This is a genomic window from Myxococcus sp. CA033 (assembly GCF_013336625.1).
Lineage (GTDB): Bacteria > Myxococcota > Myxococcia > Myxococcales > Myxococcaceae > Myxococcus > Myxococcus llanfairpwllgwyngyllgogerychwyrndrobwllllantysiliogogogochensis.
This window is the reverse complement of sequence record NZ_JABUMU010000028.1, coordinates 142,860-165,635: the sequence shown is the minus strand read 5'-3', so window position 1 is coordinate 165,635 and position 22,776 is coordinate 142,860. Positions and strand designations below refer to the sequence as shown.

The window sequence follows — 22,776 nt, the reverse complement described above, 5'->3', positions numbered from 1 at the left end:
GGGGCTCATCCGGCGCAGCGCCGGACAGGCCCGCAGCATTGAACTGCTGCTGGCCCCGGAACTTCTGCCCGTCCTACGCTGAGTCGCTCAAAACCAATCGGTCAGAACCTCTGTGCCGAGGTACTAGCAGGAGTGAACTGAATGTGGGAATGAACCCACTCCCTCTTCGCTGCTTTCTCATGAAGGCCCTCCGCGACGACTGACAGCGGAGCACAACCTTCCCATCGAGGAGTCGGTCCACAAGCATCCTGCCCCCAAGGTGGACGCGAACGCCGCGAGGGCCCCGGGACTCCTGGGCGGATTGGGCTCGAAGGTCTACCCGGCCCAGGGAGCGCAGCTCTACATCCTCTCGCTGAGTGGCGGTGGCAGGACGCTCGTCAGCCCCCTGCAGCGCGACAACGTGAACCAGAGCCCCTCTGTCCAGCGGGCGGTGGTCTCTGGGGGCTCCCTCTTCTTCTCCCGTGTTCGCCCCGGGCGCCGGGATGGGCCGCGGCGCTGTAGCCACGGCAGGAGCGCGAGCAGCACGAGACCCCCAGGGAAGGCGCCCACCGTGGTGGAGCACCCGCCCTCATCCGGGGGCGCGGGGGGCGGTTCCGGCCGATACGCGGGGACCAGGACGACGGGGATGGTCGCGGACAGCCCTTCGTCATCGGTCACGGTGACGCTGAAGCCGAGCTGCTTCTCCCCTCGAGCCCACGACTCCGAGGCCGTCCAGGAGAGCCGTCCGGTGTCGCTCAGCTGGACCCACCTGGGGGCGTTCGCGCTCAGGGTGAACCGGAGCGTGTCACCCGCCACGTCATGGGCGGGGACCTGGTACTCCATTCGCTGCCGGGTCGTCACGACCTGCTCGGGGATGGGAAGGACAAGAGGGGCTGTGTTCTCGACGGGAACCTCGAAGGTCCGGTCGAAGTGGGTCGTCGCCGTCTCCGCGCGCACGATGCCCCGCTGCGAGGACTGGCCGGTGACGTTGTCCGCATACACATGACGGATGAAGGGGCTCTCGCTCTCCGCATCGAAGCTCCCGTCCGCGTCGAAGTCCCAGCGGTAGCGAAGGATGGGCTCGCAGGCCTGAACGGCGCGGGCGGTCAGCCTCGCGTCGACGGGCTCCACGCGCCCCGCGCTCTCCCACTCCACCTCCTGGATGAAGGGAGGGCCGCAGACCGCGACAGCGCCCCACGTCTGGATGGGAGAGGTCTTCCCTTTCGCGTCCATGACTCGCACGGCGAAGCGGTGGGGCCCCCCATGGGATGCGGAGAACACCCGCGTGAGTCGCCCGATGGCCTTGGGCCACTCCCCTCCCGCGGTGCTCAGGACGAGGTCCGCCGCGTATGGAGTGAAGCGCTCTCCGTCATGGAACAAGTCCCATTGCACGACCCAGGGACCGATGGTGCCGTTCGCCCGGAACCAGACGGTCAGCTCGAACGGATGAGAAGTCTCGGGCACCAGGATGTTCGCGTCGACCCGCACGTCGGAGGGATAGGGCTTCTGGTAGTCCGTCAAGAACTGCAGGGTGGGCGAGACGACCCCAAGGGAGTCGATGAGCTTCACGGCCGCAACCGTCGCCTCGGGGGCCTGTGGAACGAGCCGGACGGACGAGTTCGTCTCCTCGCCGGGGTGGGAGGTCCCTGGCGCCGCCGTCGAGATATCGACGTCGAAGCGGCCTTTGTAGTCGACATCCCACTGGACCTCCCAGGGCCCTGGAGAGCCACGTCCGCTGAAGTCGATGGAGAACAAGGCCACCTCTCCCAGGGCGGGATTCCAGGATGCGCGCCCCTTGTGGATGGAGGGGAGGGCAGGGAACCTGGGATGAACCGTCACCGCATCCTCTCCCGGGAAGGTGAAGGTGACGGCGCCCGTCTCCGGGGGGGACCAGTGCGCGGTGGCGATGCCATCACCGGCCACCAGGTCGGCGCCCAGGCCGTCGTCGAGGAGGTCGATGCTGCCAGGGGGGCTGCTCATGAGCACCGTCACGCGACCCGCGGCCTCGCCACAGCGGATGTTCAGCGCGGAGAGGGTGACGCGATCACCAGGCTCTCCCCAACTCGTGCCGCTGATGAACACCTCGCCCTGGGGCGCCAGTCGCCTTGCCACTGTCTGGTTCTCACAGCTCATCGAGCCCACTCCATCCGTACCGATGGCGCGGATGCGGCGGCCCGTCACGCTGACGTCCCGCAGGGCGGGCACCTGCTGCCCTCCGCTGAGCACCAGGTTGCGCAAGGTCCGCCAGTCGCGCGCGGGCACCTGCGCGGACAGGAGCGCCACGAGGCCGGCGACGTGGGGAGCCGCCATGGAGGTCCCGCTGTAGGCGGCATACCCGCCTCCCGGCACCGTGCTCAGGATGGCTTCTCCGGGAGCGAAGACGTCCACGCGCTGGGGACCGAAGTTGGAGAACCAGGCACGCCGGTCCGACGCGTCCGAGGCACCAACCCGGATGAGGTGCGGCAGCGAGTACTCCGCTGGATATTGGGAGCCCCAGTTCTCGTCGAGGCTCATGGCTGTATTGCCCACGGCGGTCACGAAGAGGATTCCCGCGGGCAGGTTGCGCGCGATGGCTCGTTCGAGCTCTTGCGAGGGGAGGCGCCCTCCCCAGGAACTGTTCGTGGCGACCACGTTCACCGGGTGTCGTGTCCGCGTCTTCAGCTCCGCGACGTAGTCGAGGCAGCGGATGGCGGCCGCGCCCGACAGGTTTCCATTCGCGTCCGTAATCCTGCAGGCGATGAGCTTCGTGCGGGGGCTCACACCCGTGACGCCGCGTCCGTTGCCACCGCGCGCGGCGATGATTCCAGCCACGTGTGTGCCATGGCCATCGTCGTCCCTGGGCGGCCTGGCCCCCGCCGCGTCCGTCGCGTCGATGCCGTGGATGTCGTCGATGTAGCCGTTGTTGTCGTCGTCGATGCCGTTGCCGGCGGTCTCCCCGGGGTTGACCCACAGGTTGTCGACCAGGTCCGGGTGCGTGAGGTCCACGCCCGTGTCGATGACGGCGACGACACCCAACTCACGCCCTTCGATGAGTTCCCACGCCTCCGGCGCATTGATATCCGCGTCCACGACGCCGAGCGTCTGCCCGACGTTGTGCAACCCCCACTGTTCGCGGAACCGTGTGTCGTCCGGCTGCGCGTTTTTCTCGAGGCGGTAGTTGGGCTCGGCGAACTCGACGCGAGGGTCCGCGCGATACTGTTCCAGGGCGCGCTCGACGCTCAATCCCACCGGAAGCCGGACGTGCTGAAGCCCGGGAGCCCCGCGGTACGCGTGGAGGACGCTCGCGCCCTTCACCACGTCAGCGCCGCTCGTGGCAAGTGCCTGCACGCCGCCACGGAACCGGACGAGGAGCTCTCCGTCGAAGTAGGGGCTCTCCTCGGTCGTGGGGCGGGACTCCGGCGACGGGGGCGGCGGCTCGGAGGGAGGGGACTCGCAACCGACCATCAAGACCGCCGCGAGCAGGCATGCCGCCGAGGGATGTCGAACGGGCAGCGTGGCACGCGAAGGCGTGTGCGGAGCAGAGCTGCGCATGGGGTTCTCCAAGGACGGGCCGAGGCCTGACTGACCCGGGTTCTCCCGTAGACCCCGCGCCCGCCCCGATTGCGCAACATGGGTTGTTGTCGCGTGTCGCGTGGCACTCATGGATGAGTCTGGCGAGCGGTGTTCAACGCGCATCCATTCTCGCGGCAAAATTGCGCGCCGCCGAGCGTGGGGAGTGGGTGGTGGATGTGTGGCTTGCGGTGATGCGGGAGGGGCATGTTAGCGGTGGGCCCTTCACGGGGTCCGCCGTCGCGCGGTCCCACACCCCGAGGTCCACATCATGAAGACACTGCTGTCGAAGACGGTGCGGCTGGCGGCGCTGGGCGGACTGGCGTTGGTCGGCGCTCCGGCCGTGGCGCAGACCGTGCCGTTCTCTCCCTTCGTTCCCTTCGAGCTGCGGGTGAACTTCCAGCCCGCCAACGTGGCGGTGCCCGCGGGCTTCGTCGCGGACTCGGGGCAGGTGTTCGGGAGCCGGGGCAATGGCCACACGTACGGGTGGAGCGCGGACAACACGGCCAACACGCGAGATCGCGATGACGCGAACACGCCGTCCCAGGCCTACGACACCGTCATCCGCACGCAGAACGGCGGCAACTTCACGTGGGAGCTGGCGGTCCCCAACGGCTACTACCAGGTCCGCCTGGTGGCGGGGGACCCGAGCTTCTTCGACAGCGACTACATCTTCAGCGTCGAATACTACGGCCACGTGCTGAAGGGCACGCCCACCACGGACAAGCGCTTCGTGGAGGCGGTGACCACGGTCGACGTGAATGACGGCCGGCTGACTATTCGCAATGACAGCGCCGCGGTGAACAACAAGCTGGCCTTCGTGGAGGTGACGCGGAAGTTCGGAGTGGACATCAACTTCCAGCCGGCCTCGGCCTCGCCCGTGGAGATCTACGCGATGCTCACCGACTACGGCCAGGTGTACGGGGGCCGGGCGTACGGCTTCAGCTATGGGTGGAACGTGGACAACACGGCCAACATGGTGGACGCGGGCTACGACATCGACATCCTGGCGCAGCGTCACGCGCGCATGCAGCAGGGGGGCGACCGGGTCTGGGAGATCGCCGTGCCGAACGGCGTCTACGCGATTGACCTCCTGGCGGGAGACCCGAGCACCAAGAACGGCTCATACCGCATCCAGGTGGAGGACTCGGTGCTGCTGAGCGGTGTGCCGACGGGTTACGGCTTCACCAACGGCTCTGGCGTGGTCGCGGTGTCCGACGGCCGGCTCACCGTGCGCAGCGCGCCGGGAGCCGCCAACAACAAGCTCAACTTCATCCGCATCCACCAGAAGTAGCCGCGCGCGCCCCTGCGTCAGCGCTGTTGGGGCGGAGTCGATGCGCGCCTGGAATCCATTTCCGGGCGCCGTGGCATCCCTTGAACGATGGGGTAGGGTGCGCGCCCCATGAGCAAATACTTCGCCAGGCTGAAGCCGCCCAAGGGGCTGACTGTTCCTCCGTTGCTCGCGCGTTTCGCCAAGTGGGTCGCGACGCAGAAGTATGGAAACTTCGGCTCGTTCGAACTCATGACCTCGGAGGTGCCTGGGGAGCTGAGCGACGCGTGGTGCTTCCTGTCGCTGCCAGAGGGCTCGTTGCTCGCGCTCGTCTCGACCGTGACGCCGCGGCCGGTCGTGCTGTTCGACTCGGAGTCGGACGTGCTGAAGGTCGTCGCTCCCAGCCTCGAGGCGTTCCTGCTGGCGCTCGGCGCGGGCAAGACGCGCTTGGATGACCTGGATGAGGGCGATGAGCGCGAGGCGCTGCGTGAGTGGCTCGCGAAGGAGAAGGTCAAGGCGCCGAAGCCCGCGAAGTTCAACGTGAAGGCGTACCAGCGTGACGCCGCGCCCGCTCCGGTGGAGAGCGAGGGCGTGAAGAAGCTGGCCCCCCTTCCGCGAGGGCTGGTGGCCCTGCTCGGACGGCCCGTGACTGACCCGAAGCTCTCGGCGGAGCTCAAGAAGCTGAAGCTGCCGACCAGGCCCCTGAAGGCCGGAGGCGCGCTCAGGGACAAGAAGCGTGGCATCACGGTCCACATCGGCCGCAATGGCGTGATTTCCGAAGTGCACCTCGGCGAGAAGTATGACGGCCCGCTCGCCTTCAAGCTGCCTCAGGGTGTGAACGACTTCACCGCGAAGAAGTTCCTCGGCAAGCCGACGGGCGTGCTCAAGAAGAAGGACGGCGGCAGCGTCTGGGAAAAGGTGCTCGATGCCGGACGCGGCATCTACTTCTCGCGGAGCCGAGGCCACTTCGACTGGTGGTCGGAGCACAGGTTCTTCATCAAAAAGAAGAAGTAGGCGAAAGCGAAGTCGGCACGCAGGCGCCCATTCAAGGGCGCCTCGTCGTCGAGTCGCTCGGGGTGTTGATACAAGCCGCCCGCTCTGCCTGGAACTGCGTGCGCGGAGCCCGCCTCTCGGAGCGAGGCGAGGCCTGCCCCCGGCGCCACAAGGGCCCCGGGGGCATTGAGCGCTCCCTACTGCCCGAGAACGACGCGGAAGATCTTCTCGTTGCTGTTGTCGGGGATGCTGTCCTTGTCGCCCTGGTTGGTCGTGGTCATCCAGAGGTTGCCGTCGGGCGTCGGCTCGACGGTGCGCAGCCGGCCGTAGGTACCGACGAAGAACTGCTGCACGTTGGTCAGCTCGGTGCCGCTGATGACCTCTCGGTAGAGGCGTGAGCCGCGGGCGCAGGCCACGTAGAGGACGTCGCGGACCACCGCGATGCCAGAGCACGAGCCTTCCGCCGTGGAGTAGGTCCGCTTCGGGGCGATGTACCCGGCCGTCGCGCAGCCCGAGCCTCCCTGGGACACCGTCCCTTCGCAGTTCGGCCAGCCGTAGTTCCCACCCCGTTGGATGAGGTTCGTCTCATCCATCACCGAGTTGCCGAACTCCTGCTCCCACAGGCGCCCCTGGGAGTCGAAGGCCAGCCCCTGCGGGTTGCGGTGGCCGTAGCTCCACACGAAGTTGCCAAAGGGGTTGTCGGACGGGCGCGTGCCGTCGGCATTGAGCCGCAGCACCTTGCCAGCCAGGTTGTTGAGGTCCTGTGCATAGGCGCCGTTCTGGGCATCCCCCGTCGACGCGTAGAGCTTCCCGTCCGGGCCAAAGCGCAGGCGCCCGCCGTTGTGGAACTTGTTGCGGCCGATACCCGAGAGCAGCACCTGGAGCGAGGAGGTGTTGAGGGCGCCGTTCTCATACTTGAGGCGCACGATGCGGTTGTCGGTGGGGGAGGTGTGCATCACGTACAGCCAGCTGTCGGTGGCGAAGGTGGGGGAGAGGGCCAACCCCATCAGCCCGCCCTCGCCGTCGGTGCTCTGCACGTTGGGGACGACTCCCACCGACGTCTTCTGGCCCGTCGCCGGGTCCAGGCGGACGATGTTCTGCGCGTCCCTGCGGCCGTAGAGCACCGAGCCATCCGGCAGGTTCACCAGTCCCCACGGGATGTCCGTGTCGGTGGCGACCTGGGAGACGGAGCAGACGTCGTTCGTGCAGGCCTGGCCGGTGGTGACCGTCGCGGCCGAGCTCTGGGCGGACGCATTGGCCTGGGCGTCACGGGCGAGCACGGCGTAGGCGTAGGTCGTGTTCGGGGAGAGTCCGCTGTCGACGAAGGTCGTCCCGGGCGGCGAGCCGGACACCGTTCCAATCTTCACGCCCCCTCGGAACACGTCGTACGCGCTCACGCCCACGTTGTCGGTCGACGCCGTCCAGCTCACCGTCACGCTGGTGCCCAGGGCGGTGGCGGTGACGCCTGTGGGAATGCTGGGGGCCTGGGTATCCACCTGGCATTGCGGCGGGGTGATGGTGAGCGTGGCGCTGCCCTGAGAGACGTTGCCGGCCGCATCCCGCGCATTCACATACAGGCCCCACGTCGCCCCGGGGACCACCGTGAGGCCGGTGGACACCACGGCGCCGGAGACTGCCTTCATGTGCTGTCCGTCGTGGTAGACGTCATAGAAGGCGACGCCCTCGTTGTCCGTGGACGGCGACCACGTGAGCGTGGCCGAGTTGCACGTCACGTTGGACAGGGTGAGTCCCGTGGGCACGGTGGGAGGCTGGGTGTCGACAGGCAGCGACCACTGCTGGTTCGTCTGGCCGTTGCAATTCCAGACCACCACGGGGGAGCTGTTGGCGGTGGCCTGACCGGAGACATCGAGGCACAGCGAGGTCGCCGTATGGACCACCGCGCCGCTGGTGTTTCGGACCCATCGCTGGTTGGCGGCCCCGGTGCAGGCGCTGATGACGGCTCGGCCCCCCGCGCTGGCGGTCGCGGGCTGGACGCACCAGGCGCCGTCGAACACGCGCAACTCGCCCTCGGGCGTGAACAGGAACCGCTGGTTCGCTTGTGCGTGGCAGTCGTAGATGTTGAGGCCTTGCCCCGACGTCTGGCTGTTCTGGGACACATCGAGGCAGCGGCCGGACTGCACGCCGATGAGCCGGGTGCCCGAGGTGACCGCGGCGGTTTGCGTTGAGAGTTCGGGATCGTTCTCCGTCTTCACTCCACAGGCAATAGCAGTGGCGAAGAGGAGGGCGAGTACGGCGCGGTGAGCTGCGAGGCGAAGGCGACCAACATGCATTGACACGCTCCTGGGTGTGCCACCTCCTTCCCGGTATTCCGGGTTGAGCTCAAGCAATCTTCTTGTGACTGCATCCTCGGATGTTGAACTCTCGGCAGCAGCGGCTCGCAATACCTCGCGCTCTGTCGCACCTCTCATCCGCTTCCCGCAATCCGCTCGCACCTTTTCGTCAGGGCGCGAAATTAATTTTCCACTGTCTGTCGATTTTTACATGAATGTCGAGTAAGACCATTTAAGGCGCGAGTGACGCCCGCCGCGAAACCCGCAGGCAAGACAGCGCCGATGGGACAGCCGACAGGCTGGCTCATCTGTCGAATTGTAACAGCCATTCCACTGCAAATGATGCGCAGCGCCATGCGGCCATGGGCCGCGAGAGGGAGAAGTATGCAGAAGCTGTCCATGACAGGCGTCCTGCTGTTCGGAGTTCTGGTATCGGCATGCAATGCAGGAGAGTGGGAGGAGCCCGCCCACGAACAGCCCGGTGGCACCGGCACCGAGGCGTCCGTCGGGTCCACCCGACAGGCCATCACCTCGCCTGAACTCATGGTGTCGCTCGCGTGTGTCGAGACGTATGTCAACGCGGGGACCTGCGACTGGGACCACTGGAGTGAGCTGTGGGAGACGTGCGCGACCTACGATCACCCGGCGCTCGAGGATGGCTACTTCCTGGAGGAGGTGCAGTCTGGGAACTGCACGGCGGCCAACTGGCCCACGATGCGCGAGTACCTCAGCACCCCTCGCTCGATGGAAGTCCGCCTGCGCGAAAGCTGCCACAGTGATTCCCAGGTGATTCAGGGGGCCGAGGCCAATGGCTGCTATATGCTGGAGCCAGCCGCTGGCGCCTCCTACGTCAACGTGGCGTCCGGCAAGGCCGTGACGCTCCATGCCGGCACGGGCTGCACCGGGGACTCGGTCACCGTTCAATCCGACGCGAGCCTCTGTGATACCTCGTTCGAGTCGGGCGCGAGCGCGGACGGCAACGTGCAGTCGTTCCGGATCGCGGACGCCGAGGTGCCGTCATCGGATTACAACTACACCTGCGCCGTCGGGGAGTCGGAGTGCGTCAGGAACTACAATCCCAGATTGGGCGTCGTGAACAGTGCGCACAGGGTCAATGTCGTTCGCGTCGCGCTCGCGGGCAAGACCACGCCTTCGATGAGTTCCATCATGGCCAACGTCCACAATATGTACGACTTCTTCGTGGTCGCGTCTCGCAATCAGGTGCACCGGAATATCATCGGCACGCAGACCGTGCAGGTGACGAGCAGCAACTGCGGGAAGGCGAAGGAACAGGCCGTCGCCCAGATCAGCGCGACCGCGTTCATGACCGTGTATGTGCTGCCCACCGGGCTCTGCTCCATCTCGCACGCCACCGGGGGCAACATCTACCTCAATGACAACCTGTTCCGGACCTACGTCCACGAGACCGGGCACATCCTCGGCCTCGCGCACGGCAACGCGCGAGATCCTTCTACCAACAAGCCCATCGAGTACCGCGACGCGAGCACGTTCATGGGCAGATTCCCGTCGGATAACTACAACCTCCCGCAGCTCCACTGGCTGGGATGGACGAAGAAGGCGGAGCTCACCCAGGTCAATGCGGTCCTCGAGCGCGATCGCTTCACCGAGGTCATCCTCCGGCCCGTGGACGTAAACGCCAACAAGCCCGACAGCCCCATCGACCACAAGCTGGGCGCGGTCTGGGAGACTCCCGACGGCAAGAATCGGCTGTTCATCGTCGTACCGAAGGCGCGCCTCAACAGCGCGAACGATATCGAGGGCGGCACGGTGATTGTGTATCGTGCTCCCACGTGCAAGCTGAGGGCGGACTGCCCGACTGTCATGGTCATGGGGACGTTGACGCTGGCGCGCTTCATCGCCACGAACACCAATGTGCACGCGGTGTTTGAAAGTCCCCTCAAGCTCTCCGTGGTCGGCTCCAAGAGCAAGAACGTCCAGGTGGCTGGAAAGACCGTCAAGGAGTACGAGTGGGTCAAGCTGCGCATCGCGCTTCCGCCACTTCCGTAACGCTCGCGCTCCCCGCCGCACGTTCACGGAGCGGCCGGTGCGCCTGCTGTCCGCGCAGGCGCACCGGCCACGCCGGCTGGCCACCGAGGGGTGCTCCGTTGCAATCACAGCGGGAGCAGAAGCCGGGGCCCGGCTGCTCAAGCCCCTGGCCACGCCCACCAGTCTCGCTCCCCTCCTGTGGCTGAGGCGCCGCGCCCCATTGCTTCCTGCCAGCCCCGCTCGAGTCCTGGGCCTCGACGACTGGGCGCTGCGCAAAGGGCTATGCTGGCGAAGTGAGCCACATTCTGAACGAGCTCCTGGCTCGCGCGACGGAGTCCTTCGAGCGGCACGAGGAGGAGGAGGCGCTCCAGAGGCTGTTGGAGGCCTGGGCTGAGGCCCGCGCGGAGCCCATCATCGCGCTCGCGCAGCAGCTCTCGGACCGCCTCGTGGTCGGCCTCACTCCGCTCGACGTCAACGCCTCTTGGTGGCAGAAGCGGGATCCGAGGCATCTGATGGACCTACCGAGGGAGCTGATGCCGCTCCTGGCGCATGCGCGGCAGGGTCATGGGCAAGAGACCGCGCGGCAGATCCCGAAGTTTCGAGAGCGGGCCGCGGACCCCCGGCTCATTCAACCGCTGCTCGCCATCGCGCTCATGCCGGTGGCCAAGCACTCTCAGGTCCTGGACGAGCTGTGCGGCCTGTTCATGCACGTGGGGCCGCCCTACGACGTGAACGTCCTTCATGCGCTGAGAGTGAGACTCCCCGCCGAGCTGTTCTTCGTGGCGGAGAAGCTCGACATCGTCATCCGTCTGGGGACTGGCTGGGTCCCTCCCATTCTCGACGAGGAGACCCAGGCGCGGTGTGAGGCGTTGAGGGAGGCCATCGACGCGCGCACGGCCGTGGAGCAACGGATCTCCTCCACCCGGGATGTGCTGCTCGCTCGCATCCATGCCGTGCCGGAGGATGACTCCTCGCGCAGAGTGCTGGCCGACCAACTGCTCGAACTGGGCGACCCGTTGGGTGAATTCATCGTGCTCCAATGCGCCGAGGTGCCCGACGAGGACCGCATCACTCAGTTGCTGGTGGCGAACAGGGAGAAGTGGGAGGCCCCGCTGGGGGCCGTCATCGAGCGAGGGTATGCACGCTTCGCACGAGGCTTTCCGGTGGCGGTCCGGATGATGGAATCCAACGTCATGGAGGGAGCGCCCGCGCCAGGACCGGCCTGGGGCACGGTGGAGGAAATCGACTGGAACGGCATTGCCGACTGGACTGGCCCCGCCGTGCATTGGAGCCGGTGGCTTGCCCATCCGCACCTGCGCGGCGTGACACGGTTGAGGAACGTTTCGGAGGCTCTGGCGCGTGAGCTGGGCGCCCACGCGTTGCCGGTGCGGCGCCTGGAGGTGACGGGCGCACGCGGGCCTGGGCTGTTCGAGGCACTGGCCGCCCTGCCGCACCTGTCCTGGCTGGAGTTCCCCAGGGCTGAGCCGGGCACGGTGGTCCTCTGTGCCGATTCTTCCCTGGCGCCCAGGCTGCAACGCTTCGATGCCGCCCTGGCTGGAGCCTGGAAACTCTCGGTGGACCTCGGCGCGGAAGTGCCTGTCCAGGCGACGCTGGTGAGTGAGCGGCACGTTGAATCGCTCGTGACAGTCCTTCGCGCGGCGGTGAGGTTCAGTGACCGGGGCCTTCACCTTCGCTGCCAGCGAAAGCTCGATGCCAAAGCCATGGAACGGTTGAGGGGCGCCGCCTCCCTCTACTCGCGTGTCGACTGAGAGGAGTTCGAGCCGAACCCATCACCGCGGTCATCCATCAGCTCTCGGACCTCCTCGCGGTCTGTCTCCCTCCGCTCGAGATGGCCTTGCCCGAGCGCCACTGCCAGGGATGGTCAAACCCGGAGGGCTCGGCTTTCATTGGCCGGCGCCAGTCCTGTTCCGGCACACTCCGAAAGGCCCCCCCGTGAAGCTCCCCAGGACGCGGACGTGGGAACGGTGGACTCCTCCCTATGTGAGGGCTGGGAGGCGGGTGGGCGCCGCTGCTGCTTCATCTGCACCCCGGGGTTCCCCTGGATGTGCATGGGTGAAGGGGTCCCCTATGAACAGTGCCAGAGTGTCGCGAACACCTATTGTGGGAGTCCCGCCATCAATGTCTGCTGGAGCCGCTGAACGCCGAGGCGCATGGGCACGCGGCGCGCGCAGCTCCGGCGCATCCTCGTGGAGGTTGGAAGAATCTAGAGGCCCGTGCTGGCGTGGAGCGCGTGCACACCCTGCTGCGCGGGCTGGAGCCAGGTGGCTCGGTAGGAGCCCGCCGCGAAGTCCCAGCTCACGCTGCCGTCGATGACGGGCTGGGACGGCTCGTGGGGCGAGGCGCCCTGCTGGAAGGCGCTCGTGCCCGGCGCGTAGGACAGCGCCAGGTTCACCGGCGTCCCGAAGACAGGTCCTGTCGCCAGTCCACAGCCCTTCGTGTCGCACCGCAAGGAGCCCGTGGCGTGAGGGCGGCTGACCTGGGTCGCCTCCTTCACCCACTCCGACCCGCTCCACTTCCACCAGCTCATGCCCGTGTGGAGCCGCAGTCCCTGGGGCGATGCGGCCAGCAGTCCCTTGCCGTCCGCGGGAGAGGAGAGGGTGCGCTGCGCAGACCAGGCGGTGCCGTTGTGGACGAGGTACCGGAACTCGTTCTCGAAGCCGGTCAGCAGCATGACGGTGCTCGCGTCGGCGGCGAAGTCAGGCGCCGTGTTCGACGCGGTCGCATCGGCCCGTGTCTGCCAGGCGCCCCCTGCGTGGACGCTCGCGCTCAACGAACTCCCGCCACGCTGGACCGATATGGCGTAGGAGGTGCCCGCCACCACGAGTCGCAGGCGGGTCGCGCTCCCGCCGGACACCGCGCGCGGGATGGCGGTCACCGGCGCGGACCATGTCTGTCCATCCACGCTCTGGGCGGAGCGAATCTCGAGGTCACCCCACACGGCCATGAAGCCGCTGGGGCCATGGGCCAGGGCGAGGTCCGCGTTGGCGTAGGTGGCCGCCACGCTGTCCAGCTTGAGGGGCGTCCCCGGTACGCCGGCCTCGTGCGTCACCCTCCATGCCTCCACATTGCCGGCGGTTCCAGGCTGGAGGTACGCGACGACGGCCAGGTTGTCGTCCACGGCCACGCGAGGCCTGGAGCCACCTCGCGCCACGCGCACGGGCTCGTGCCAGGCCGTCCCGTCGAACTCGGCGAGGAGGATGCTCCACGCCCCCGCCTCGAACTGCTCCCACGCGGCGGCGCCATGGCCGTCGGCGGCGAAGTGGACCGACGGGTTGCGCACGCTGCCCACGAGCTCCGGAGTCACCAGTGCGTGACTCTCCTCCCACTGCCCGCTGCCCAGATAGGCGCGCAGGGCCACCAGACCCGGAGCCGCGAAGACGGCACCCACGCGGGCGCCTTGCATGGCGAGCCTCGCGCCGGCCTTCTCCATGTCGCGCAGTCGGACGCTCGGCCGCCAACCCTGGGACGTGAGCGCGGTGCCCCAGATTTCATACGCGGAATTGTCGACGTTGTTCCTCTCGGTGAGGACCAGCAGGTCGTCACCGGCGGCGCGGACGTCGCGCACGCGGTTCGCGCCGGTCGTCACCACTCCCTTCGCGGCGGACGCCCAGGAGCCACCTGTCTGCGCCGCGGCGTGAAGCTGCGTGGCGGTGCTGCTCCACAACGCGACGGAGTTGCCATGGTGCTGGACGAGCGCCCAGAGCTCCCGGACTGGAGTGCTCTCCAGCAACACCGCGGGCTGCCAGGTTCCGTTCACGCGGTCGGCCCCGAAGAGCCCCGACGAGGCACCGAAGACGGCGGTGATGGTATTTCCATCCGAGGCGATGCGCACACTGCTCGCCTGCGTGGAGGAGATGAGTTCGGGGGCGCTCCACTGGTGGGTGTCGGCGTTGAAGAGCGCGAACTCCGTGCCTCGGCTGGACACCCACGCCCGGCCGAAGCGCGTCCCCACGCGGATGTACTGTGCATCCACGTTGGAGATGACGGAGGACTCCGACCACCGCGCGCCGTCGAAGACGACCGCGACCTCGGGGCTCGTGCCCCACCCGGAGCTCACCAGGATGGAGTCTCCATTCTGGAGGAGGGAGAGGATGGGGGAGCCGAGGTTCGGGCTCGTGTGGACCTCGGTCCACTGGGTGCCATTGAGGACCCTGAAGGTCTTCCCGTTGAGGACGTAGAGGTTGTTGCCCAGGCCGAACAGGTCACCGCTGACGTTGGGTGTCACGGAGGTGAACGACGTCCCGTCGAAGAGCATGACGCGTTTGCCCAGGGCCCACGCGTCCGACCAGCTGACGATGAAGCGATTGCCCCACGAGGACACCTCTGGCGGCAGTGTGTTCGCGCCTGCCTCGCCAAGGACGGTGGAGTCCGCGAAGCCCGCGCCGGTATCAAAAGCCGCACGGACCTGGATGCTCGTGCCGGTGTCCACGCTCCAGACGGCCAGTGTTCCCAGCGGGCCGGTGGCGAACGCTGGCAGGGCGGGCTGTCCAGGGAGGTCCGCGCTCACCTTCGTCCTCGAAGCCACCGTGCGGAGGGCGTACGTGAAGGGCGAAGCGAGGCTGGCGCCCTGCGGAGTGCGCACGTCCCTCACCGTCACCGTGTAGTCCGTGGCCGGCGCGAAGGGTGGCACGGGTCGGAACACCACCGTATTCGTGGAGGCCTCGTAGTTGACGAGCCCGGTGACACCCGCGACGCCAAAGTTCGCCGCGTTGACGGTGGCCGGGTCCAGGGGGCGGTCGAAGCTCACGCGGAGCGGGCCTCCGAGTGAGACGAAGCGCATGTCCGGAGCAGGCACTGCGCCACGGACCATCGGAGGCGCGGGCGGCAGCTCCGTGATGAAGTCGAAGTCATTGAACACCCCCAGTGAGTTTCCGGCGAGGTCCTCCACGGCGTGAGCCCGACCCCGGTAGCGGGTCTGGTACTTCAAGGGCGCGCTCGGAGAGAAGGCGGCCTGGAGTCTCGCGTCGTCATACCGCACGGTGCCCGCGATACGCCGCACCGCCTGGGTCCCCGCTTCGTTCAGCTCCTCCAGGTAGACGGCGTCCGTCGTCACGGACTCGGGCCGAAGCGGCTCATCGAAGCTCACGGTGAAAGGGGCGTACCGCACCGCGACACCCACGGTCTGCGAGACGGGCAAGGTGCCCAGCACGCGCGGGGGCGAGGTGTCCCTTGATGCTGTCACCGCGAATGAGAACGAGTACGCCGCGACGAGCGCGTTGCCCGCGAGGTCCTTCGCCTGGGTGGACAGCGCGCCCGTGACACGGGCTCCGGGAGCGGGAGCGGGGCTCGTGCGGAAGTACACCGATTGGGTCCGAGGCTCGTAGGAGATGACACCGGAGAGAGGGGCGGCGGGATTGGCTCCCAGCACCTGTTCGAACCGGAGCGACTCGGCCGTGAGCGACCGGGGGTCCATCGGTTCGCGGAAGGTGATGACGTACACGGGACGCGTCGGCGCCACGCCCGCGGCGTTGTCCAAAGGCAGCGTCGTCAGTACGGTCGGTGGCGTCGTGTCCCTCTCTTTCCCCACGGAGAAGACGAAGACGTGGGGCGCGGGCAGGGACCTACCCGTCACGGTGCGCAGCCCGGTGGAGACCGCGACTGTCACCAGCGAGTCGGCGGTGAACGGCCGCGCCGGGACGAAGCTCAGGGTGCGGGTGGCGGCGTCATGACTCACGGCGCCCTCCAGCGCCACGCCGTTCTCCGACAGCGTGAGACTGGTGGCGCTCACCGAAGTGGCCTCGAGCACTTCCGTGAAGGCCACGATGACGCGCGCGTTCAGGGGCACGGCTTCCATGTCCGCCGAGGGGAGCGTGTAGTCGATGAAGCCCACGCCGTCCGAGGTCTGGGGGCCGCCATCGACGGGCCCTCCATCGGGGTTCACGCCTCCATCGGAGCCACCCGCGTCGGGCTCTCCGTCCATGGAGATGGGAGGGTCCTCGTCGCCGGGCGCGGCGTTCTTGCAGCCGGGGGTGAATGCCCAGAGGCCAAGGACGGCGAGGGCGCATCTCATCCAAGTGGTATCGAAGGTCATTGGGGGGCGGGCATGGCGCGGCGAGAGGCGAACAGGTCGCCCCCCTCATTCGCAATCAAGCTGCATCAGTAAGAACGTAGGGAATGCGTGAGGTCGCACGAACTCCCGTTCAATTGCGACCGCTCGACGCCTCGGGGGCCCCATGTCGCGGGCAACCCGCGGAGTCCAAACCCTGTTTGCTGAAGCCACCTTCGGGCACACCGGACCAGGGTTGAAGTGCCCCCTCCACCCACGGCTCCGCTCCCGCCGGGTGATGCCATGCGTGCGGCCCCCTCCACTCCCAGTCCTCCGCGGCCACCGATATCGAGGAATACCCGCGACAAGCCGAGTGGGTCCTCGTGTCTGTTCTGTCCTCCTCCCTGACGTTGCTTGACACCTGGCTTGCGAGAGGGCTACTCCAGCACGCCTGTATTGATTTTGATACTGAGTCTCAAATTCATATCGGGAATTGACCGGATCTCACGGTGCTGACGGACAGCGCTGGGAGGCCGGTCCAGGTTCGAGGAGAGCGCGATGCACCGCGGAGCACTGAGGATTGGCAAGGGCGGTTTCTCGAAGGGGCTCGTGGCGTGTGCCGCCCTGTTCCTGTCCGCGTGCGGCGACGATGAGCCCACCCTCCCTGGGGGGCCGGGTGGAGGCGAGGAGGGCGCGCTGTACCTGGTGCACTCCGCCGTGGAGACGAACGGCAGCCGGATGAACTACTTCACGCTGGTCGACTCCCTGGACGAGCCCAAGACGCTGGACTACTCGAAGTCGCTGGAGCTGCCGGGCCGTCCCCGGCTCTACGCGGCCAAGGGCGTGGGCTTCTTCGCCATTGGCGCCGGAGAGTCTCCCACCATCACCCGCTACGAGGTGAAGGACGGCGCGCTGACGCCGGGTGCCAGCATCTCGTTCCAGAACCTCGGCGTGAAGCGGATGGGCGCCCAGGCCGTGCACTTCGTGAGCGCCACGAAGGCGTATTACAAGGACGACGCCCAGGGGCAGATCATCGTCTGGAACCCCGCGGAGATGGCGGTCGAGAAGACGCTGGCGCTGCCGGCGGAGTTCACCAAGGCGGGCTACGTCACGGGGCTGAGCCAGTGGGCCACCCGCGAGGGCGAGGCGTTCTTCGCGGTGGGCTGGTCGACGTCGACGTACGACACCGTGCTTCCGGGCTCGGTGCTCGTTCGCATCGACACGGCGACGGACGCGCTGAGCTGGTCCTCCGACGAGCGCTGCCGCGACCTCACCAAGACGGGCCGGCAGGGTGACACGCTCTACTTCTTCAGCGGCGTCATCAACGGCCTGGGCTACGCGGTCAAGGGGGCCCAGGACGCGGGCCAGCAGGACTGCTTCCTGCGCATCCCGGCGGGGCAGCAGACCTTCGACACGGGCTTCGTCGGCAGCGTGGCCTCCGCGCTCGGCGAGAACAAGGTGGGCACCATCATCGCCCTCACGGAGAACGGCACCGCGTGGCTCCAGGTGGCGGACACCACCATCACCCCGTCGGCGCCGGGCACCACCTACAGCGAGTGGTACAGCAAGGGGTGGAGCTGGTGGCAGGTGCCGTTGGCGACGCTGAGTGCCCCCTCGCGCGTGGACGCCGCGCCCGGGGCCTACAGCGGCTTCACGCTCACGTCAGGCTCCAGCTTCTTCGTCAGCCAGAGCGCGGCTACCTACTCCACCTCCACGCTGATGGACCTGTCCTCGGGCACCCCCAAGCCCAGCATCTCGTTCCCCGGCTTCGTCCTGGACGTCGCTCGCATCCGCTGAGCGCTCGCCCTCGATTCCCGCGAGGTCTCCTGGATGGATGTCCTGGTTCCCACGCTGCTCTGGCTCGGAGTGGTGGGTCTCTACGGCGCGTGGTGGTGTCGCCACGCGGGCCGGTGGCCGGACTCCTCGCGCGTGCCCTCCGGCTTGAAGGGCGGGGGGCTGGTGCTCGTCCTCGCGGGTTTCGCCATGTCCCTGTCGACGGCTCCCACTCCGGGGGCCGCCCTGGGCTCGGCGATGGCGTACGTCATGGCGGGGGGCACTTCGCTGGCCGTCCTTTCGCCGCTGGTGCGCCGTCCCATCCGGGCCATGGTGCTGCTGGCCCCGGTGGGCCTGTTGCTGGGTGTGCTGGAGCGCGCGTCGTGAGCGCCAGGACGCGGCGCCAGCGGGGCGTGAGCTGGCTGCTGGCGGCCGTGCTGGGGGCTCCGCTCGCCGCGCTGCTGGTCTCGGTCGCCTTGCCCGCGGTGGTGCCCGCCTCGTCGGACGTGCGCTACCTGGTGGCCTGTATCGTCGTGATTCCCCTGATGGCCGCCGCGCCGTGCATGGCGCTCCTGGCTCGCTCCGCGGCGCGTGCATGGGCCGGCGTCCTGGTGGCGAGCGGGGCGGCGCTGCTCGTCCTCTGGAGATGTCTCCCATGAAGCTTGGGTCTGGGACGTACCGCGTCCTCTGGGAGGCGCATGCATGGGCGGGCGCGGTGGCTTCCGTCCTCCTGGTGGGCATGTTCCTGCTCGGCGTCGTGTCGCTGTTCCGCCACGAGCTGATGCCCTGGCAGGAGCCGCGCTTGAGGACGCCCGTGGCCGCGGACGAGGCGCGGGCGCTGGAGACGCTCCAGCAATGGCTGGACGCACGGGTGGGAAAGGACGGGCCCTCCCAACTGGACGTGGACCTGCCCGCTCCGTATTCCCCCTGGCTCCGGCTCGAGTGGAAGGAGCGGGGGGGCGAGAAGACCGCCGTCTGGGTGAACCCGCTCTCCGGCGAGCAGGCCCCGGAGCGCAGCGACCTGGGCTACTTCCTGTTCCTGGTGCACTTCCTCTACCCGCTGCCGGGGGGCATGTTGATCGCCGGCCTGGTGGCCATCGTCCTGTTGCTGGTGGTGGGCACGGGGCTGGTCATCCAACTGGGCCGCTTCCGCAAGGACTGGGTGCGCTTCCGTCCGCGCGAGGCCCTGCGCACCGCGTGGGGGGACCTGCACAAGGTGCTCGGCAGCGTGGGGTTGCCCTATCAGGCGGTCATCGCCTGGACGGCGGCCATCATCTGCCTGAACTCCGCGGTCCTCCAGCCGGTGGTGGTGCGCACGGCCTTCGACGGTGACGTGGACGCGGGGCTCAAGAGCATCGGCTACCCGCGCGGAGCCAAACCCTCCAAACAGCCCGCCGAGGCGCCGCGAGTGGCCACGGTGCTGGCGCGGGCGCGCGAGGCGCTGCCGGATGCGCGGCACTACCGCTTCTCCATGCGCAACCTGGGGGATGCCCAGGCGTATGTCGATGTCCGAGGCTACGCGCGTCAGGGTCTCCACGAGTTCACCACCGTCCGCGTGTCGGGGAAGGGTGAGGTGTTGCACGTGCGGCAGGCTGGAGGGCCTGGCGCCACGGCGCGGCTGATCGAGTCCGCGTACGTGCTCCACTCCGGGCTCTATGCGGGGATGGGGCTGCGGCTCACCTATGCGCTGCTGGGCATCTTCAGCGCCCTGTGTGTGCTGACCGGCAACCTCATCTGGTTGGAGCGGCGGGCGCGCGACATGCGCCGGGTGGACGTCCTCCTCGCGCGCTTCACGGCGGGCGGGTGCGGAGCGGCGGCGTTCGCGCTCGCCGCCGTCTTCCTGGCCAACCAGCTGCTGCCCGACACGCTGACGCGTCGGGCGGATTGGGAACACACGATTTTCTTCGGGAGCTGGTGCGCCTGCGTGCTGGGTGCGCTCCTGTTTCCCCGCCCCAAGGTGTGGTCCCGGTGGTCGCTGGCCATCTCCGGCGGCATCCTGTTCCTGTTGCCCTGGTTGGATTCCTGGCGCAACGCCCGGCGCGTGTTCGACCCCGCGGGCTCACCCTATGTGTTCTGCGTGGAGCTGGGACTGGCCCTGCTGGGCGTCCTGTTCCTGGTCTCCGCCTGGGCCATCGGGCGCATCGTGCCGAGAGATCCCAGGGACGCGCGGGCGCCCGCGCCGGTTCTCGCGCATGAGTCGCCGTGAATGTCCGGACTCCCGACGCACCCTTCACTCGCGTCCCGCTCGATGTGCTCGGGCTCGCCTTCTTCCAGCGCCCCCCCCGTCGTTCGCGGGGCCCGGACTCCTCTCGTGTTTCATGCAACGGACCATGACCCTCCTCGTTGACGCGTTGGCCCGCGCGAAGTGCTCGGTCTCCTGGACCTGTCCCCCGGTGTCCCTCGGGCGGACGTGGCGAACCGTGGGTCTGCTGGCCATGGTCGTGGCGCTTCCCTCCGCCGCACAGGACGCGGCGCAGGCGCCCGCCGTGGAGGCTCGCGCGACGGTGGGAGACCTCGCGGGACGGCTGTCCGCCTGTGAAGGGGGAGAGCTGGAAAAGGCCGAGGTCCTGCTGCTCGAGCCCGAGGGGCGCACCCAGACGCCGCGCCTCGATGCGCAGCGCCGCTTCGAGGTGAAGGGGCTCGCTCCGGGCACCTATGAGCTGCACGCCTATGTCCCGGGCTGTGAGCCCCAGGCGTACCGCGTCCAGGTGGCGGCGGGGGAGCGCACGGAGGTGGACGCGGTGCTCGCGGAGAGCGTCAGCCTGGAGACCACCATCGAGGTGACGGGGCGACAGTTGAGCAAGGGCGAGGAGCGCGCCCTCTCTGCCGAAGCGGTCAAGGTGGTGGAGTTGGAGGAGGCGCGGCAGCAGACCGCGGACCTGGGCGAGGTGCTCAGTCGCAACACGGGTGTCAGCGTGCAGCGGACCGGAGGGCTCGGCTCCGCCAGCCGCTTCTCGCTCAGTGGCTTCTCCGGCGAGCAGGTGCGCTTCTTCCTCGACGGCGTGCCGCTGGAGCTGGCCGGCTTCGGGCTGGGGCTCGCCAACGTGCCGGTCAACCTGCTCAAGCGCGTGGAGGTCTATCGAGGCGTGGTTCCCGTGCGCTTCGGCGCGGATGCGCTGGGAGGCGCGGTCAACCTCGTCTCCTCGGACGGAGACGAGCCGAGCGGGGCCTCCGTCTCGCTGCAGGCGGGCTCGTTCGGCACATACCGGGGGTCACTCGCGGGACAGTACAAGCTGGGGACCGGCGGGCTCTTCGTGAAGGGCCACGCCTTCGGCGACGTCGCGCGCAACGACTACATGGTGGACGTGGAGGCCGCCGATGACCGGGGGCGCCTGGTGCCCGCGCGCGTGCCGCGCTTCCACGATGGCTTCACCGCGGGCGGCGTCGGGCTGGAGGTGGGGGTGCTCGAGCGGCCCTTCGCGGAGCGCCTCTCCCTGCGTGTCTTTGGCACGCGCACGCGCAAGGAGCTGCAGCACAACGTGGTGATGACGGTGCCCTACGGCGAGGCCCGCTCCGCCGAGTCGAGCTACGGCGCGCTGGCGACGTGGTCCCAGGGAGGGCTGCTGTCCGGCAAGCTTCGGCTGGAGGGCGTGGGGGGCTACAGCCGGCGTGACACGGACTTCCGCGACATGGCGGGGTTCGTCTACGACTGGTACGGCAACGCGGGCGTGGAGCGTCGCCAGCCCGGAGAGCTGGGCACCACGCCGGCGGACCAGGTGCAATGGCAACACAGCGCCCTGGCGCGCCTTCATGCCGCCTACGAACTCACCGCGACGCAGTCCCTGCGGCTCTCGCTGGCGCCCACCTTCGTGACGCGCCAGGGTGAGGACCAGCTCAAGCTGGGGACGGGCCAGCGAGACCCCTTGAGCGCGCAGCGCGACCTGCTCACGCTGGTGGGCGGGCTCGAGCACGAACTGGCGCTGGGCGACGGACGGCTCAAGAACGTGGCCTTCGTGAAGGGGTACGTCATGCGCTCGGACTCGGAGGAGGTGCTGCCCGGGGGGGTCTTCCGGCGGGCCGACCAGGCCAGCGAGCATCTGGGCTTTGGAGACAGCCTGCGGATGTTCCTCCCGTATGGCGTGCTGGCCAAGCTCTCGTACGAGTACGCCACGCGCCTTCCCGGTCCGGATGAGCTGTTTGGTGATGGCGTGCTCGTGATGGCGAATCTGGGGTTGCGGCCCGAGGTCAGCCACAACGCCAACCTGGATTTCTCGGTGGATGACTGGCGCACGGGGATGGGGAGCTTCCGCGGAAGCGTGGGAGGCTTCGCCCGGCTCGCCGACGACTTCATCGTCAAGCTGGGAGACGACTCCACGGTGTCCTTCCAGAACGTGTATGCGGCGCGCTCGCTCGGAGTCGAGGCTGCCGCGGGATGGACGGTTCCAGGGGATTGGTTGTGGCTGGATGCCAACGTGACGTGGCAGGACTTCCGCAACACGGGCGGGCAGGGGACGTACGCGGCCTTCAAGGGCGACCGCATTCCGAATGTGCCCTGGCTCTTCGCGAACTTCAGCGCCCGGCTGCGGCGCCGCGCGCTCATCCTCCCCAGCGACTCCGCGTCGCTCGGCGTCACCTCGCGATTCATGAACGGCTTCTTCCGGGGATGGGAGAGCCAGGGCCTGCGCGAGTACAAGCAGGACGTCGATGCGCAGTTGACCCACTCGCTCAGCCTCACCTACGTGCGGGAAGGCTCGCCCACCCTGGGGGGCACGCTGGAGGTGCTCAACCTCACGAACGCGAAGACGTATGACTTCTTCGGCGTCCAGCGCCCCGGCCGCTCCTTGTCCGTCAAGCTGACCGCGGACTTCTGACCGCCACGGCGAATGCCCCGCCGCCTTTCAGCGGGTCGGAGTCCACCTACCTCGCCGCACATTGTCCATGGCGCGGGCCCCTGAAACCCGGGAACC

At 68.1% G+C, this 22,776-nt stretch carries 12 protein-coding genes; 9 read left to right on the top strand and 3 right to left on the bottom strand.

Annotation, left to right across the window (positions count from 1 at the left end):
• Positions 1 to 339: 339 nt before the first annotated feature.
• Positions 340 to 3,510 carry a S8 family peptidase gene (locus HUA78_RS39695; protein WP_174478585.1) on the bottom strand — a complete coding sequence of 1,057 codons (3,171 nt, stop codon included), beginning with the start codon at positions 3,508 to 3,510 and terminating at the stop codon, positions 340 to 342.
• A gap of 289 nt (positions 3,511 to 3,799) precedes the next feature.
• On the opposite strand from HUA78_RS39695, the gene HUA78_RS39690 reads away from it, so the two are divergent.
• Positions 3,800 to 4,822, top strand: coding sequence for a hypothetical protein (locus HUA78_RS39690; protein ID WP_174455766.1), 1,023 nt, complete (start codon positions 3,800 to 3,802; stop codon positions 4,820 to 4,822).
• Between the two features lie 108 nt (positions 4,823 to 4,930).
• Positions 4,931 to 5,812, top strand: coding sequence for an SMI1/KNR4 family protein (locus HUA78_RS39685; protein WP_174465094.1), 882 nt, complete (start codon positions 4,931 to 4,933; stop codon positions 5,810 to 5,812).
• Positions 5,813 to 5,988: 176 nt separating this feature from the next.
• Here the strand turns inward: HUA78_RS39685 and HUA78_RS39680 are convergent, their stop codons facing one another.
• A complete protein-coding gene (locus HUA78_RS39680) occupies positions 5,989 to 8,004 on the bottom strand; it encodes a PQQ-dependent sugar dehydrogenase (protein WP_371745774.1) in 2,016 nt (671 codons plus the stop codon).
• 462 nt (positions 8,005 to 8,466) lie between these two features.
• Between HUA78_RS39680 and HUA78_RS39675 the strand changes: the two genes are divergently transcribed.
• The gene (locus HUA78_RS39675) at positions 8,467 to 10,110 is read left to right on the top strand and encodes a hypothetical protein (RefSeq protein ID WP_254624153.1); all 1,644 of its coding nucleotides are present in this window, start codon (positions 8,467 to 8,469) and stop codon (positions 10,108 to 10,110) included.
• A gap of 272 nt (positions 10,111 to 10,382) precedes the next feature.
• Positions 10,383 to 11,858: a hypothetical protein gene (locus HUA78_RS39670; RefSeq protein ID WP_174478584.1), complete on the top strand. Its 1,476-nt coding sequence runs from the start codon at positions 10,383 to 10,385 to the stop codon at positions 11,856 to 11,858.
• 455 nt (positions 11,859 to 12,313) lie between these two features.
• Here the strand turns inward: HUA78_RS39670 and HUA78_RS39665 are convergent, their stop codons facing one another.
• Complete coding sequence (locus HUA78_RS39665) at positions 12,314 to 16,120, bottom strand: Ig-like domain-containing protein (RefSeq protein WP_174478583.1); 3,807 nt, start codon at positions 16,118 to 16,120, stop codon at positions 12,314 to 12,316.
• Between the two features lie 534 nt (positions 16,121 to 16,654).
• Here HUA78_RS39665 and HUA78_RS39660 point away from each other — a divergent pair.
• From HUA78_RS39660 to mxcH, 5 genes are all read left to right on the top strand, one after another.
• Entirely contained in the window at positions 16,655 to 17,893 is a 1,239-nt protein-coding gene (locus HUA78_RS39660; protein WP_174463502.1) for an MxcI, read from the top strand.
• 33 nt (positions 17,894 to 17,926) lie between these two features.
• Positions 17,927 to 18,256, top strand: coding sequence for a hypothetical protein (locus HUA78_RS39655; RefSeq protein WP_174463503.1), 330 nt, complete (start codon positions 17,927 to 17,929; stop codon positions 18,254 to 18,256).
• Positions 18,253 to 18,528 (top strand): hypothetical protein, encoded by a 276-nt coding sequence (locus HUA78_RS39650; RefSeq protein ID WP_246136997.1) that lies wholly within the window; start codon positions 18,253 to 18,255, stop codon positions 18,526 to 18,528. The genes HUA78_RS39655 and HUA78_RS39650 overlap by 4 nt, the downstream gene beginning before the upstream one ends.
• Positions 18,525 to 20,075 carry a PepSY domain-containing protein gene (locus tag HUA78_RS39645; protein WP_174455760.1) on the top strand — a complete coding sequence of 517 codons (1,551 nt, stop codon included), beginning with the start codon at positions 18,525 to 18,527 and terminating at the stop codon, positions 20,073 to 20,075. The genes HUA78_RS39650 and HUA78_RS39645 overlap by 4 nt, the downstream gene beginning before the upstream one ends.
• A gap of 124 nt (positions 20,076 to 20,199) precedes the next feature.
• Positions 20,200 to 22,680: a TonB-dependent siderophore myxochelin receptor MxcH gene (gene mxcH / locus HUA78_RS39640; protein ID WP_254614721.1), complete on the top strand. Its 2,481-nt coding sequence runs from the start codon at positions 20,200 to 20,202 to the stop codon at positions 22,678 to 22,680.
• Positions 22,681 to 22,776: the final 96 nt, after the last annotated feature.